The 15,702-nt window shown below is 64.2% G+C and carries 16 protein-coding genes; all 16 read left to right on the top strand.

The window, feature by feature from the left end:
* A partial coding sequence (locus tag DRV96_RS16720; RefSeq protein WP_210757086.1) for a transposase occupies positions 1 to 608 on the top strand: 608 nt, incomplete at its 5' end.
* 125 nt (positions 609 to 733) lie between these two features.
* Positions 734 to 862 carry a hypothetical protein gene (locus DRV96_RS18740; RefSeq protein WP_259371671.1) on the top strand — a complete coding sequence of 43 codons (129 nt, stop codon included), beginning with the start codon at positions 734 to 736 and terminating at the stop codon, positions 860 to 862.
* Between the two features lie 180 nt (positions 863 to 1,042).
* Positions 1,043 to 1,861, top strand: a complete 819-nt coding sequence (locus DRV96_RS16715; RefSeq protein WP_119293269.1) for an ABC transporter permease — start codon at positions 1,043 to 1,045, stop codon at positions 1,859 to 1,861.
* Between the two features lie 12 nt (positions 1,862 to 1,873).
* Entirely contained in the window at positions 1,874 to 3,175 is a 1,302-nt protein-coding gene (locus DRV96_RS16710; RefSeq protein ID WP_119293266.1) for an ABC transporter ATP-binding protein, read from the top strand.
* Between the two features lie 12 nt (positions 3,176 to 3,187).
* The gene (locus DRV96_RS16705; protein WP_119293264.1) at positions 3,188 to 4,993 is read left to right on the top strand and encodes an asparagine synthase-related protein; all 1,806 of its coding nucleotides are present in this window, start codon (positions 3,188 to 3,190) and stop codon (positions 4,991 to 4,993) included.
* Between the two features lie 50 nt (positions 4,994 to 5,043).
* A complete protein-coding gene (locus DRV96_RS16700; protein ID WP_162911117.1) occupies positions 5,044 to 6,231 on the top strand; it encodes a hypothetical protein in 1,188 nt (395 codons plus the stop codon).
* Position 6,232: 1 nt separating this feature from the next.
* Positions 6,233 to 6,985, top strand: coding sequence for a TylF/MycF/NovP-related O-methyltransferase (locus tag DRV96_RS16695; protein ID WP_119293260.1), 753 nt, complete (start codon positions 6,233 to 6,235; stop codon positions 6,983 to 6,985).
* Between the two features lie 27 nt (positions 6,986 to 7,012).
* A complete protein-coding gene (locus tag DRV96_RS16690; RefSeq protein ID WP_119293258.1) occupies positions 7,013 to 8,104 on the top strand; it encodes a polysaccharide pyruvyl transferase family protein in 1,092 nt (363 codons plus the stop codon).
* 19 nt (positions 8,105 to 8,123) lie between these two features.
* The gene (locus DRV96_RS16685; RefSeq protein WP_119293256.1) at positions 8,124 to 9,140 is read left to right on the top strand and encodes a glycosyltransferase family 2 protein; all 1,017 of its coding nucleotides are present in this window, start codon (positions 8,124 to 8,126) and stop codon (positions 9,138 to 9,140) included.
* A complete protein-coding gene (locus DRV96_RS16680; RefSeq protein WP_162911116.1) occupies positions 9,137 to 10,165 on the top strand; it encodes a glycosyltransferase in 1,029 nt (342 codons plus the stop codon). Before DRV96_RS16685 ends, DRV96_RS16680 begins: the two co-directional genes overlap by 4 nt.
* On the top strand, positions 10,162 to 10,977 hold the full coding sequence (locus DRV96_RS16675; RefSeq protein WP_119293272.1) for a polysaccharide deacetylase family protein: 816 nt from the start codon (positions 10,162 to 10,164) through the stop codon (positions 10,975 to 10,977). Before DRV96_RS16680 ends, DRV96_RS16675 begins: the two co-directional genes overlap by 4 nt.
* Before the next feature lie 7 nt (positions 10,978 to 10,984).
* A complete protein-coding gene (locus DRV96_RS16670; protein ID WP_119293252.1) occupies positions 10,985 to 11,941 on the top strand; it encodes a glycosyltransferase family 2 protein in 957 nt (318 codons plus the stop codon).
* Between the two features lie 58 nt (positions 11,942 to 11,999).
* On the top strand, positions 12,000 to 12,419 hold the full coding sequence (locus tag DRV96_RS16665) for a hypothetical protein (protein WP_119293250.1): 420 nt from the start codon (positions 12,000 to 12,002) through the stop codon (positions 12,417 to 12,419).
* Between the two features lie 132 nt (positions 12,420 to 12,551).
* Positions 12,552 to 13,451 (top strand): glycosyltransferase, encoded by a 900-nt coding sequence (locus DRV96_RS16660; RefSeq protein WP_210757085.1) that lies wholly within the window; start codon positions 12,552 to 12,554, stop codon positions 13,449 to 13,451.
* A gap of 3 nt (positions 13,452 to 13,454) precedes the next feature.
* Positions 13,455 to 14,441 carry a glycosyltransferase family 2 protein gene (locus DRV96_RS16655; protein WP_210757084.1) on the top strand — a complete coding sequence of 329 codons (987 nt, stop codon included), beginning with the start codon at positions 13,455 to 13,457 and terminating at the stop codon, positions 14,439 to 14,441.
* Positions 14,434 to 15,384, top strand: coding sequence for a sulfotransferase family protein (locus tag DRV96_RS16650; RefSeq protein WP_119293246.1), 951 nt, complete (start codon positions 14,434 to 14,436; stop codon positions 15,382 to 15,384). The genes DRV96_RS16655 and DRV96_RS16650 overlap by 8 nt, the downstream gene beginning before the upstream one ends.
* Positions 15,385 to 15,702: the final 318 nt, after the last annotated feature.

Here is a 15,702-nt window from a genome sequence, read left to right as displayed (position 1 = left end):
CCGCGCTGCTGTCGGATCTGGTCGAGCGCGGGCTGGATGCCCAGCGCATGCGGCTGTGGGTGATCGACGGCGGCAAGGCGCTGCGCCGGGCCATCGTCCAGACCTTCGGCGCCAGCGCGCTCGTGCAGCGCTGCCAGGAGCACAAGCGGCGCAACGTGCTGGAGCACCTGCCCAAGCAGCTGCACGCCAGCGTCAAGCGGGCCCTCAAGGACGCCTGGTCGGCCTCGGACGCCGATCTGGCGCGCAAGCAGCTCGGCCGTCTGGCCTCCGCGCTGCAGGCCAGGCACCCGGGTGCGGCCGCCAGCCTGCGCGAGGGCCTGGAGGAGACGCTGACCGTGCAGGCACTGGGCATCACCGGGGCGCTGTACCGCACGCTGCGCACGACCAACCCCATCGAGAACCTGAACGGCTCGGTGGCGCACTACTGCCGCAACGTCAAGCGCTGGGGCGACGGCCAGATGGTGCTGCGCTGGGTGGCCAGCGCGCTCAGCGACGCGGCCACGCGCATGCGCAAGCTGCGCGGCTGCGGCCAGATGCGCACCCTCCTCAAGGCCCTGGATGCCCGTCGTCCGGCAAGCGACGACGGCACCGTCTTCAAGGCCGCGTAGTATGTTCACCGAGGGGCCGTCACCGGTCACGGTTCAACAGCGAACGGGACATCGCCTCAAGCGTATGGCTGCGGCGTTTGGTTCAACCACTTCTGCCCAGGATTGGCAGCGCTCAACCCCGAGCAATGAATCCCGCGCTGCCGATGAAGGCGCGCCAAGGCAACCTGCAGGCGGCGGAAGGCCACCTGCAGTACACACGCAAGCACCTGGCCCCCAGCTGCCGCCTCGCGCCCGACCTGCAGGCAGCGGAGTAGCAAGCCAAGATGCTGCGTCTGCTCGTCAAGTAGCCCCCTTGATCGAGGGGGTAGAAGACGGTGACGCATCGCACAGCGCCGGCCGTGGCACCGGCGTGAACGACACAGCGCGCTGCTAGCATCGAACGAGCGTTGAACGGGCCATTCAGGTGGCCACAGGCGCGTTGCCCCGATCCCACCATGCTTCGCGTCGCCCAAAACCTCTACGACTACCGCGAGCTGCTCTTCACGCTGGCGTGGAAGAACATTGCGGTGCGCTACAAGCAGGCCGTGCTGGGCCTGGCGTGGGCCGTCATCAAGCCGGTGACGCTGATGCTGATCTTCACGCTGGTGAAGAGCTTCGTCGGCATCGACAGCGGCGGCGTGCCGTACCCGGTGCTGGTGTTCGCGGCGCTGATGCCGTGGATCTTCTTCCAGGAGTCGGCCTCGGACGGTGTCAACAGCGTCGTGAGCAACACCGCGCTGATCAAGAAGATCTACTTTCCGCGCGAGATCTTCCCGATCACCGCGGTGGGCACCAAGCTGATCGAGCTGGGCATCAACTTCGTCATCCTGGCCGGGCTGATGGCGTGGTATGGCATGGCGCCCACGGTGCACATCGCGTGGGTGCCGCTGATCATCGCGTACACGGTGCTGGCGGCGCTGACGATCGGCTTCTTCGGCGCCGCCGTCAACGTGTACTACCGCGACATGGGCCAGGCCTTGCCGGTGCTGCTGAGCCTGCTGATGTATGCCTCGCCGGTGATCTACCCGCTGCACTTGGTGAAAGACAAGCTGCTGGTGCAGCAAGCCGCCGGCGAGTGGAGCCACGCGCTCTACACGCTGTACACGCTGAACCCGCTGGCCGGCATCATCGACACGTTCCAGAACGTGGTGCTGCGCGGCCTGCCGCCCGACTGGGGCGCGGTGCTGCCCGGCGCCGTGACCGTGGCGGTGCTGCTGCCGCTGTCGTACGCGTTCTTCAAGCGCGCCGAGAGCTGGTTTGCCGACGTGATCTGACACGCCCTGCCCATGACCACGCCCGCCATCGAAGTCAGCCACCTGACCAAGGAATACCGCCTCGGCGCGCTGCAGAGCCTGAAGGACACGGCGCTGAACGCCGGTCGCCGCCTGCTGGGCAAACCGGTGGCCGAGCGGCCGCTGTTCAAGGCGCTGGACGACGTGAGCTTCACCGTGCAGCCGGGCGAGGTGGTGGGCATCATCGGCCACAACGGCGCCGGCAAGAGCACGCTGCTGAAGATGCTGGCGCGCATCAGCACGCCGACGAGCGGCACGGTGAAGGTGAACGGGCGCATTGCGCCGCTGATCGAGGTGGGCGCCGGCTTCGTGCCCGACTTCACCGGGCGCGAGAACGTGTACCTCAATGGCGCCATCCTCGGCATGAGCAAGGCCGAGATCGACCGCAAGTTCGACGAGATCGTCGACTTCGCCGAGATGGCCGACTTCATCGACACGCCGGTCAAGCGCTACAGCTCGGGCATGCAGGTGAAGCTGGCGTTCGCGGTGGCGACGAGCGTCGAGTCGGAAATCCTGATCGTGGACGAGGTGCTGGCGGTGGGGGACCTGGCGTTCCAGCGGAAGTGCTTCGACCGGATGGAGGAAATTATTCGCAACGAGGGTCGGGCGGTAATTGTCGTCAGCCACAACATCCGGCAGATCGAGCGTATCTGTGAGCGCGCGCTGCTGATAGATCACGGCCTCCTCGTCGAGGACGGCAGTGCTCAGACGGTATGCGAGCGGTTTTATGAGCAGAGCAATTCCCGCATCGAGGCCAACATGGCGGCCCGCAGCAGGACTCGCATTGCCGGTTCAGGCGAGCTGACGCTGCTGAACGTGTCAGTGCTGGACAAGAATGGGGAACCCGCCGCCGCCATTGCGCCTGGTGAGCCACTACGAGTACGCCTTCGTTTTGAGCTGCACCGGGCGATGGACGATCTAGAAATCGTCGTCGGCACGCACCGCACCGATTTCGTCTACATCACTGCCTCCAGTACGCGATCACAGTTGCCAGCGCTGAGCCTAGGGGCAGGAATGCACGAGATCGAGTATTACCTGCCCAGCTACCCCGTGGCCACCGGCACCTATTCGGTACGCATGGTGGTCATGGACCGTCACCATCGCGTCCTATTCGATGGAGAGTCGTTGAGGTCCTTCGTTGTTCGCAGCCCCCGAGCCGAGCCGTTGAACCAGCAGTGGAAGATTGTCGAAGCGCCGGCTGAATTTCGGTTCATCGATAGTCCTAAGCACATAGAGACAAAGCCTCGGCCAACTAGCGTAAGCCCGGAAAGTCAGGACATGTCTATACGGGCGTGAAGGGTTCGGTAGATGGCACTGATCGTCGGCGTCTGGGATTCGGAAGCGCAACGCGCGGACTCGTTCCTCGCTAGCACGGCGCAACTCGCTCCACCGTTGCCATGGCTCGCGCGCACAGTCTGGCGCAGCCGAGATCTGAAGGTGGCCGTTGACGGTCTAGCGAACATACCTTTCGCCCAGACGTCCACAGAGACAGGCACATCAGTCCTAGTCATCGGGGACATCGTTCACGACGACGCAGCCACCACAACCGCTGACTGGCTCGTACGGCGAATCGAGGACGATGGTCCAAGCGCAGTCTGCTCGCGAAACGGCTACTACTTGGCAGTCGCCACCGATGGCAGCCAAAGTCTGCACCTTGGCGCGGATCAACTGGGACTCTTTCCCCTTTACTACTGGAGCCACGGTGCGACGTTCGCGTTCGCCACCAGTCCCAATGCGTTTATCTACCACCCTTTCTTTCACCGCTCCGTGGACCTGTCAGCCGTCGCCGGCGTGCTCCTCACGCAACACCCGACTGGCAACCGCACCATATGGCGAAAGGTGCGCCGCGTCCCCCCCGGTCACCTCTTGACCTGGAACCCGATCCGACGCGAGGTAACTATGCGCGCGGTCAATCCACTGACCGTCGACGACACATTCTTCGACCAACCTCTTTCGACACAGCAGCGCGCGGCATTTCACGCGCTCAACGATGCAGTTCGGCGCCGAGCCAAGCTTGGGCGAACCTCCGTGCTGCTGTCGGGGGGCCTCGACTCGCGCCTCGTCGCGGGCGTGCTCCGCTGGCACTCGCGAGACAAGGTGCCGACACTGACGCTCGGTGAACCGGGTGACTATGAACTGCACTGTGCCAAGGCGGTCGCCAAGTCGCTACGCTGGTGGCTGCGAACCATCCCCGTCGATCTTGCGCGATATCCCGAGTGGGCTGGATGGCAACAAGCGCTCGATGGCGCAGGTGCCACATTCACGGACTTCATGTGGTGGCCGGCGGCTGAGGTGGCCTGCCAATACGGTTCGCGCATCATGTCCGGCCTACTCGGTGACGCCATCATGGGCGGCAGCCAGATCATGTACGCCTACGGCGGTGATCCGCCGGCGTTTTCGATGGATCGTCAGCTCGCCCGAACCCTGCGGATGGGCTACGCGCCCGCCGAAGTTTCTGCGCTGTTGCGCAGCCCTGGCCTCGGCGAGGCCATCGTTGACGAACTGCGTGCAACGTGGCGGTCGTACTCAGGGACACCTTCGCAGAAGGCGTGGCAATTCGACCTTTACCACCGCCAGCGCCATCACGCCGGTGCCGTGCCGGCTCGCCTCGCCTTCGGTAGCTGGCCGACATTGCCCTACGCAGACAACGAACTGCTGAAGACGATGGCGGGGCTGCCTGCCTGTGCTTTCGCCGACCGCCGGTTGCAGGCAGAGTTCCTCACCGCGAAGCTACCGCGGCTTGCCAGACTGCCTCTCGATCGCGGCGGCCCCGACATGACGCCAGTTCGTCCGACACCGTTCTGGCCGGCCCGTGCCGCATTGCAACGCTCCGCAGAGCGGTTCAGACACTGGCTCGCACCCCGCGAGGCCAGGCAGTACGTACGCCACTTCGATCTTTCCGGTCCCGGTTTCGCCGCTCTGCGCAGATCGGTGCACCCTTTGCTTTCGCAATGCGATGACGTCTTCGATCCCGCCGTCGCCAAGCGACTGCTGCCTCCACCCGAATCGGCAATTGACTGCCCCGACGCCATCATCGACAGTGCCAAGTACAAGTCGCTCATTGGCTTGATGATGCAGTTGGCGCGCATGCGTGAACAGGCCATGCAGGCGTAATCGATCTTCTCGTGAGACGCTAGACGCACCGCCCGATCCAGCCGACCAGCATGAATGGAACAGTCGAACTGACGATCGCGCAGTCGCAATTGCCGGCTGGCACGCGAAGGACACTTCGTCTGCACCGAACTGGGTCGTCCCCCAACGCGGATCGACTGTTTCATTTCGACTTGCTGGGTGAGAGTGACGCGCCTGCGCCCCAAGTGCTCGACGGCTTCCTCCTTGCCGTTCTGTTCCTCGTCATGGCCGATGGATCCCGAGTCAGGGTACACGGCGCGCTGACGCGCACGGCGCTCTACAACTTCGAAGAGTTTCAGCGCGCGTGGGCCTGCTGGTGCCCGACACGCTACAGCCCGGTCGAAATCAAGCCCGATCAGATCGTCGACATACTTCCTCCTCGCTGGCAGGATCCGCGCGCCATCTCATTGTTTTCGGGCGGCGTCGACGGCACGTTCACTGCTCTGCGGCATCGCCATGGGCTCGCTGGTGACGCCAGCTACCCACTCAGCGACGTTCTCCTCGTGCATGGCTTCGACGTACCGCTGGCCCGGCCGGACGCATTCGAACGGTTATTGCGACGCATCCGACCCACACTGGACGAACTGGGGTTGCGCGTGCGGCTGCTTCGCACGGATCTCAAAGAGCTTTCTGGCCAGTACTGGGAATACAGCTTCGGCGCCCAGCTCGCCGCCTGTCTGCACAACTTCTCGCACGAATTCCGATACGGTCTGATGGGCAGCAGCGAACCCTATGACCACATGGTGTTTCCTTGGGGCTCGAATCCCGTCACCGACCCCCTGATGTCGGGCGATGCCATGCGGCTCGTGGTGGATGGCACGCCCTTTTCCCGAACCGAGAAGGTCGAAGTCGTGAACCGCTATGCGACCCCGACTCGCACCCTGAAGGTATGCTGGGAAGGACCTGACCCCGAGCGCAACTGCGGCCATTGCGAAAAGTGTCTCCGCACCAAGCTTAACTTCATGGCCGTAGGTAACGAGAGGCCTGCTTGCTTCGACGAGCCACTAGATATCGACGCCATCAGTGGAATGCAGCTGCGATTCCCCGCCCAGGCCACTGAGCTGGAAACGATCGTGGAGTACGCGCAACGGCAGGGTCGTCACGGCCCATGGCTAGAGGCGCTTCAGCGAAAACTTACGGCCTACCGTAGCGAACATACACGGGCCAGCATGTTGGGGCGTGCCAAGCGCAAGCTGAGATCCCTGCTGCGCGCCAGTTGAGTTGAAGCGATCCGACTCTTTCGAGCTGTTCGCTCATCTTTTCAAGGACGTTCACGTGTGGCCCTTCGATAAGCTGCGAGAGGAGCAAGTGGCGCGTGTCGTGCGCGCGGTAAAGGATTCTGGGCTGACCTACCTGTCCGATTCCAAGATCGCCTCTCTGATTTCCGAGTGCCGTGCCGCAGCCAAGAATGCGCGTGGTGGCAAGTTCATCGAGGCGGGTTGTGCCCTCGGCGGCTCGACCGTACTCATCGCGAGCCTGCTACCGCGCGCCGCGGAGCTCCACGTCTACGACACGTTCGCAGGCATGCCACCCCCTACGGAGCAGGACACACCCGACGTCCACGAACGCTTCCGCGTGATTGCCTCTGGAGATTCGGTCGGCATTGATGGGGGCGTGTACTACGGATACCGCAATGACCTGCTGGAGTCGGTGCGAAGAACACTGGATGAACATCTGCCCGCAACCACCGCGCGGCGCGTGAAGCTGATCAAGGGCTTGGTGCAGAACACGATGATCGACGCCGATCGCGTCGCCTTCGCCCATATCGACGTGGACTGGTACGACCCGGTACTTCATTGCGCTCGGAGCATCTTTCCGCGCCTGAACGTCGGCGGAGCGATGATCTTCGATGACTACCTGGACTACGGATCCTGCAGAAAGGCCGTGGACGAATACTTCGCACCTTATCAGGGCGTCATCTCGATCGACGTGAGTGCGGGCTCTTGGTGTGTGCGCAAACTGGCTGAGATCTGAAGAGCCCATCGTGAGACGCGTTTTGTCATGCAAGTGACCGCCGAACTGCTGGCACCGACGCCGCCTGCCCAAGACGTGGGAGCGCTCGCGTCGGCACCGCGGCCAGGCGCGCGCAACGAGAGCCGCGAGGAGGCGATTGCCCGTCTGCGCACCATTGTTTACAAGACGCTGGACTCGCTGATTCCCGCCGGAGCGCCCTGTGCGCTCGTCGACTTCCCGCACTACCCCAACGTGGGCGACAGCGCGATTTACCTAGGGGAACTGGCCTATCTTCGCAATAGAGGCTGTGCCGTGCACTACGTGGCGGACTGGCAGACATACGACCGCAACGCGCTGCGGCGCGCGCTGCCCGAGGGGATTGTGTTGATCAACGGCGGCGGCAACTTCGGCGACCTCTACCCACGTCACCAGCAGATCAGGCAAGCCGTGCTTCGCGACTTTCCAGACCGACGCGTTGTCCAGTTGCCACAGTCCGTCCACTTTGACGATCCCGCGGCATTGGAGGCCTCGCGCGCCGACTTTTCCGCGCACCCGGACTTTCACTTGGTGGTGCGCGATCAGGTCAGCCTCGATCTCGTGCAGCGTAGCTACGACACACCGACTTATCTGTGCCCCGACATGGCGTTCTTGCTCGATGTGCCGCGCTTCAAGCCAGCAGACGCGCCGCTGGCCGCCGTCGTACTCTCCCGCACCGATGGCGAGAAGGCTGCGCCCGAACATGGCGGCCTTGCGGTGGGCGATTGCGTCTCGGTTGCCGACTGGCTCGAGGAGCCCCCGCCGGGTGCCGAATGGCTCTACCGGTGGGGCACGGTGCGGGGGCGTTGGCAGCGCACTCACTGGCCACGCAGTGTCATCTCCTGGGCCCAGCGCACGGGCGCGCGTCGGATGGCCGACCAGCGGCTGGCACGCGGGCTGCGTCAGATCCACGGCGGCCGCACGCTGGTGACGGACCGGCTGCACGCGCTGATACTGGGCTGGATGAGCGGCATGCCGGTGTTCCACGTCGACAATCGTTACCGCAAGCTGGGCAACCTGCTGGACACATGGCTCCCGGGGCGCAGCGATTTGCCAGCCTTCGCCAGACTCGACGAGGCGCTGCTGGCCGCCACGGTCGCGTGAGGTTTTCATCGAGGCCCGCATGACTGACGCACCGTCCGTCACCGTCCTGATGCCGGCTTACAACGCCGAGCGCTACGTCGCAGAGGCGGCCCGCAGCATCCTGGAACAGACGTGGCGCGACTTCGAACTGCTGGTCATCGACGATGGGTCGACTGACGGGACGCTCAAGGCACTGCAGGCGCTGGACGACCGACGCCTGCGCATCGAACGCAACCCGGGCAACCTTGGCCTGATTGCAACACTGAACCGTGGCCTCGAACTCGCACGCGGTCGGTACGTGGCCCGCATGGATGCAGACGACGTGGCGCAGCCGCGGCGGTTGGAAATGCAACTGACCTATCTCGAGGCACACCCCGACATCGCGGTACTCGGAACGGCCGTGGACCTCATCGACAACGTTGGGCGGCGTTTCTCGGGTTTGCGCTATCCGACCGATCCAACGGCGATACGTGCACTGCTTATTGAGGAATGTTGTCTCGTTCATCCTACGGTGGTGTTTCGTCGCGATGTGGTCAGGGCCGTGGGTGGCTATGACCCGCAGGCCCGACATGCAGAGGATTACGACCTCTGGCTTCGCTTGGCAGACCGCCATCGCCTTGCGAACCTTGACGAACCGCTCTTGAGCTACCGGATTCACCCAGCCCAGGTGTCGGTCACCAACCTGCGGACCCAGTTCCAGACCGTACAGCAGCTTCGCGAGCGTGCCTTGGAGCGGCGCCAGGCGCTCGGTGAGGACGCATCCGAAATGGCCAAGTCAATACGGCCAACTTTTTGGCGCCGATGGCGAGGTGCGCCGTGCACGCTGGGCCGCGACTACCTCGATTGGTACTACCACTATCGCGCCATGCGGAAGCCGCGGCGTGCCCTCGCGTTCGCGCTGCGCGGACTGCGACACAGCCCACTTTCGGGAGAAGCATGGGGCGGCGTGGCGGTGACGACCTTCGAAGCCACGATGCCATGGCCCGCGCGGCGCGCTGCGGCCTGGTACCTGAAGCGTCTGGGCGACCTGCTCGGAGTGGGACATCGGGCATCATGATTACCGTTGGCTTTCTGCCCTGGTGGCCTCAGAACCCCTATCAGCTTCTGCTCAAGCGCGAGCTCAACGCCTTGGGCGTGCGGGTGATCGGCAACCCGCCACTGAGCCTGCTTCGCATCCTATTTGGGCGCGACGGCCTGGACGTGGTGCACGTGCACTGGCCACACGGGCTGTACGGGACGATGGGCCAGTGCTTGCACGCGCTGGCAGTGCTCGGGTTGTACAGGCTCCTCAGGAACAATGTCGTATGGACAGTTCATGAGCTGGACGCTTACGAGTCACGTTTCCCGCGGCGCGACGCTTGGTTCCGCTTCATGCTGTCGCGGATGAGCCGGCGTCTGATCGTGCATGGCGAGCACACCCGGCGCACGCTGTGTGGTCGCCTCGGCTACCGTCGACCTGTCGACCTGGCCCGCCACGCCTCCTACGTCGGCTGGTACGAAGACGACCTCTCCGGCGAACAGGCGCGTCAACGCCTTGGCCTGCCCCAGGGGTCTCGCGTCTACCTGTATTTCGGTTACATCAAGCCCTACAAGGGTGTCGAGGATCTGATCGAGGCCTTCCGGGCGCTGCCAGACGAAAGCGCCCGGCTTCTCGTGGTAGGCAAACCGCTGGATGAAGCAATCCAGGCGCACGTGGAGTCGCTTGCAGCTGCCGACAGCCGCGTTCGCACCGTAATGCGTTTCGTGCCCGACGATGAAGTGCAGACGTACTTCCGCGCAGCGCACGTGGCAGTGTTCCCATTCCGCCATACGCAGACGAGCGGTTCGGTAATGCTTGCCATGAGCTTCGGCTGTGCTGTCATCGCTCCACGCATTGCGACGGTGCCCGAGTACGTGGACGAGCGTTGCGGCATGCTGTTCGACCCAACCTTGCCCGGCGATCTCGCGCGGGCACTTCAGGCCGCCGCGGCCGCCCCGTTGGACACGATGGGGGCGGAGGCGCGCAGGCAGGCAGAGGCTCTAACTTGGGCGGACATGGCAAAAGTGCACTTTGACGCGTACCAGGCTGTATGCCGGCCATGAGCGCACCAACCCGGTTCACGCGCATGCTGTTGCGGCGTCGGGGCGATACCCATGGTGCGGTCAGCTTGATGTATCACGCGGTCACGCCGGGGAGCGGCACCCCCGCTTGGCCTTGGGCTGTTTCCATGGGGAGATTGCGGCAGCAACTGGACCATTTGGTCGGCGAGGGCTACGCGGCAGTGACCGTTTCTGAGCTGCAAGCCGGCACGGCACGGGCGGCGCGGCATATGGTGGCGATCACGTTCGACGATGGCTACGTCGACAACCTGGAAGCCGTCGACGAGCTGTATCGGCGGGGCATGCGCGCCACCTGGTTTGTCGTCAGTGGCTCGATCGGTCGTGCGCCAGCGTGGAAAGACCCCGGCCGCCCACCGACGCGCCTGCTGACCGCAGCCGAGCTGCGCGACATGGCATCCGCTGGTATGGAGATCGGCTCGCATACCGTGAGCCATGCCCGCCTGCCGGACTGCGGCGCAGCGCAGCTTCACGCTGAATTGCACGATTCCAAGGCGACATTGGAGGATGCGATTGGTCAACCGGTGAAGTCCTTCGCCTACCCGTACGGCCTTTGGGACGAACGGTGCGAGGAAGCGGTGCGCACAGCCGGCTACCAAGCGGCGTGCCACACGCGCACGGGCTGGGCGCTGCACGACCTCAACCCGTTGCGAATTCGCCGCCTGACGGTGTTCAACCAGGACACTGTGGATACCTTCGCGCGCAAGATCGTCTTCGCCTCACACGATGTGGACTGGGCCCACATGGTCCGATACGTGGCGCGCCGCGTGTGGCAGCGCGCGACAAGGGGGAAATGAGAACCCCATGGCACCCGCAGTGTCGATAGTCATGCCTTGCTTCAACGCCCTAGAGCATCTGCCTCGCAGCGTGGGAAATGTGCTGGGGCAGACATTGCCTGACTGGGAGTTGATAGCCATTGACGACGGTTCCACCGATGGCACACGCGGGTGGCTCGAGCAACAGACCGACCCCCGCATCCGCGTGCTTGTCCAGGCCAATCAGGGTGTCAGTGCTGCGCGCAACGCTGGGTTGGTGCTGGCGCGCGGCGAATTCGTGGCATTTCTGGATGCTGACGACACTTGGGAACCTCACTTCCTTCAAATCATGCTTAGCACGCTGAGGGCAAGCCCGGGAGCGGTACTTGCATACTGCGGCTGGCAGAACGTTGGACTGGCCGGCGGGCGCGGACAGCCGTTCGTACCCCCCGACTACGAGACGAACGCGAAGCTGGAGACGCTCTTCGTCAATTGCCGCTGGCCGATCCATGCCGCGATGACACGCCGCAACGTCGTGTTGGCGGCAGGGATGTTCGACACGACACTGAAGAATTCCGAAGATTATGCGCTTTGGCTGCGTGTGGCCATGGCTGGCCCACTGGTGCGCGTGCCGCAGGTACTGGCCTATTACCACTTCCACGGCGGCCCTCAGGCAACGTCCCAAATAGCTCGTGCAGCGCTGCAGCATTTGCAGGCACAGCGCCATTTTTTGCACGAGCAGCCAGAGTTCGCTCAACGGTTGGGGATAAGGCGAATACGGACTCTCACTTTGGGCCAGTTACTCGAGCGTGGCTATCAGGCCTATTGGGCAGGTGATATCCCGGCTGCGCGCAGCATCTTCCGGGCCGTGATGCAGAACGCCTACGGTGGGCCCGCGGATTGGGCCCACATGCTTCCGTGTTGGCTGCCAGAGAGATGGCATCTGCGCTTGCTGCAGTGGCGGCGCGCCGGTCGGAATGGATCACCGCACGCGAGCAGACGTTGACCGGACAGACGCTTCATGACCGTAGACGTTGTCCCCAACCATTTTTAAAGTTTGCCTCATGATGTCCTCTCCCAGCCGTCTTCAGAGGTTGCGATTCTCGCTGGCGCTCAGCAGCATGGCCATTTGCGCGCCTGCGCTTACCGGGCAACCCTTCGCGCCTACACCAACGGAAATCAGGGCACTGCCAGACGCATGTCGCGTCAGACTGGATCAGGGCACCAAGGCGGAGTGGGAGGCGTACCAAGCCAAGCTGGGACGCCCCATCTGGGACCACTTGCATCACTTCTGTTACGCGATGAATTTTATGAATCGTCAGGTCAGCGAGTTGCATAAACCTACCCGGCGAAACCAGCTCGAGCAGGCCATCAACAACTACGACTATGTGCTCGCCAGATGGCCGAAAGACCACCCCCTCTACAAAGAAGCCGCCATGGGGAAGAGGCAAGCAGAGATTTACTTGCAGATGGTGAAGTTGTAGACACCGCTCGCCGCGGTGCTATTTTTCATCCGGCGCATCAGTGGTTGTGGCGTCTCCAAGCGCAGCGGCGTTTGGAGACCACGTCAAAGCGGACGTTTATGCGGAGCGCTTAACTTAACTATGGACTGCTCTGTGATCGTCTGCACCTACAACCGTGCCGAGTCGCTGCGCGACACGCTGCGTGCGCTGCAGGCGCTGAGGCCTGCGCCCGGGCGAACGTGGGAAGTGATCGTCGTCGACAACAACTCGAAGGATCACACGCGGGCCGTGGTCGAGGAGGCGCAGCGGGCCTGGCCACTGCTGCGCTACGAATTCGAGGGCGAGCAGGGGCTGTCGCACGCGCGCAATCACGGCATCGGCTGCGCGCGTGGTGACGTGATCCTGTTCACCGACGACGACGTGCTGCCCGAGCCCGAGTGGCTGGAAACGACCCACGCCGGGCTGGAAACCCATGGCGCCGACGCGTGCGGTGGGTGGATCGGGCCGATCTGGGAGACCCCGCCGCCGGCTTGGCTCACCGAGCGGTTCTACGGGTTCTTGGCCGTTCGCACGGACCGCAACGACGACTATCCGATCACTGCCGAGACGCCTCCCCCCTACGGCGCCAACATGGCTTTCCGACGCCACGTGTTCGACCGCGTCGGCCTGTTCGACACCAGTCGTGGGCGCAAGGGCACCGTGCTGGCCAGTGGCGAGGACGGCGACATGTTCGAGCGCATTCTGGCCGCGGGCATGAAGGTGGTGTTCCTGGGCCGCTCCCGCGTGCATCACAAGGTGGAGGCGTTCCGCACGACCAAGCAGTACTTCCGGCGTTGGCGCTTCCAGACCAGCCGAAACATCGCGCAGAGCTGCGGCGTGCCGGGTGGGCGGCGGCTTTTCAACATCCCACTCTACGTGTACCCGCAACTGCTGCGTGCCGTCAGCCGCATGCTATGGAGTCATTTCACACTGCCGGCCGACGAGGCTTTCAATCGAGAGATCGTCGTTTTCCATTTCCTGGGCCTGATGCAGGGCCTGTACCGCTCGCGCTGACCTGTGACATCGCGGCTGACTGTCCTGATCTGCACGCACAACCGCGCAGCGCTGCTGGCAAACGTGCTCCGCTCGCTGAACGAGTGCCAGCGACCGGACTCGTGGAGTGTCGACATCCTGGTCATCGCCAATGCCTGCCGCGATGGCACCCACGGGATGCTCGATGCCTATCGGGCGCGCGCGGACGGCGACGGGCTGCTGCCCCTGGCGTGGCTCGCCGAGCCGAAGCCTGGCAAGTCGCACGCGCTCAACCGCGGCGCAGTCGCCCTGCGAGGCGACTGGGTGGCGATCGTCGACGACGACCATCGCGTAAAGGAAGACTTTCTACTCCGAGTTTCCCAAGCCATCGCCGAGCATCCGCAGGCCAGCCTGCTGTGTGGCCGCATCCTGCCGGACTGGGATGGCCGAGAGCCGACATGGGTGCATGACGACGGGCCCTACCGCATCTACCCGCTGCCCATCCCCAGGCAAGACTTCGGGGCAAACGCGCGCGAGCTCAAAGTCGGCGACCCCATGCCCGGCGGTGGCAACCAAATCATCCGAGTCGATGTGCTGCGGCGGCTGGGGCCGTTCTCGACCGAGTTGGGGCCACAAGGCCACGACTTGGCCGGCGGCGAAGACACCGAGTACATGCTGCGCGCGCTTCGAGCCGGCGAGCGGCTCTGGTACGTACCCGAGATCGTGCAGTACCACCACGTGGATCTCGCCCGATTGGCGCTGTCGTATCTGATGCGTAAGGCGTATCACCGCAGCGCTTCGGCGATCGTCCTGCATGAAACGGCTGGCCGCGGCAGACGCGGTATTCCGCTGCACATTTTTCGCAAACTCTCCGGCTATGCCTTCCGAGCCCTGACCTCGTTCGGATCGGCGCGGCGCCGCTTCTACCTCGTACGCAGCGCCGCTGCGTTGGGCGAGATGGCCGGCTACAGGCGACTGAGCCTGCGGTCACAGGCAATGTCTGCAGCATCGGCACGTTCCGACCATGCCTAGCCTGCGCAACTTGCACAAGCTGCTCGACCCCGAGATCCGCGCCAAGAATGTTCAGGCACTGCGTTGGGAGCTGCGCGGTCTCTGGTACGACCTTGCCCGCCCGGCGATGCCGGACCCGGTGTTCCTCGTCGGCTGCTCGCGCTCGGGCACCACCGTGACGTACGAGACGCTGGGCGCAGCGCCGCAGTTCCTCAAGTTCGGCTGGGAGATCCCGCAGTTCTGGGACGGGCTGTACGGCCCGCAGAACAACGGCTGGCACTCCGAGGCGGCAGGCGCCGAGCACGCGCGGCCCGAACAGCGGCACGCCGCGCTGCGCTACTTCTACCAGCGCCTGGGCGCGGGCTGGGTGCTCGACAAGACGTGCATCAACGTGATGCGCATCCCGTACCTGCATGCGTTGTTTCCAAAGGCGAAGTTCGTCTTCATCCAGCGCGACGGGCGCGACAACGTCAGCTCGATGATGGACGGCTGGCGCCACGGACGCAACGACGGCGACTTCCACCTCGGCCAGTTCTTCGGCCCGTTCCCGGAGCCGGTGGCCATCGACGGCGGGCAGTTCACCGACTGGGCCTTCTTCCTGCCGCCGGGCTGGCAGCGCTACAACCGCGCGAGCCTCGAAGAGGTGTGCGCTTTCCAGTGGGTCTCGGCCAACCGGCTAGCGCTGGATGCCAAGCGCCGGATCCCACCCGAGCAGTGGATTCACCTGCGTTACGAAGACCTCTTCGAGCGCCCGGTGGAGATGTTCCGCGACGCATTCGAGCGGCTCGGCGTGCCGTTCACCGACGAGCTGCGGGTGCGCTGCGAGCACCTGCGGCCCACTAGCATCGTCAAAGGCACGCCGAAGAAGCAGAAGTGGCGCGAGCACAACCCGCAGGCCATCGAGCGCATCCTGCCCGTGATCGCGCCGCTGATGCGCGAGATGGGTTACGACCCCGATGCCTGAGCTGGCCGAGGCCTTCCCCCTGCGTCAGAATTGTTGTCGCCCCGATAGAACCTGGTCTTCGTTGAGTTCCAGGTTCATGTAGATGGTGGTGGGAGGCTGTGGAGCTTGTGGGCGAAGGCCTGCGCGGTGGGCAACGCGACAGCGTTGTCCACGGCGAGCTGGCCGGTGCGCGCAGCGCATCGCCCATAAATCCACAGCCTGCTCGGCCGCCGCATTTCGTAGACCCGGGGACGATGACAGAGAACGAGTTGGCTCGATACGGACAAGCATTCAAGGACCGCGCGGTAGCCAGGCTGCTGCCGCCGCACAGCGCCGCGC

This window comes from Azohydromonas sediminis (assembly GCF_003574675.1).
GTDB lineage: Bacteria > Pseudomonadota > Gammaproteobacteria > Burkholderiales > Burkholderiaceae_C > Calidifontimicrobium > Calidifontimicrobium sediminis.
This window is presented reverse-complemented; position numbering and strand designations above follow the sequence as displayed.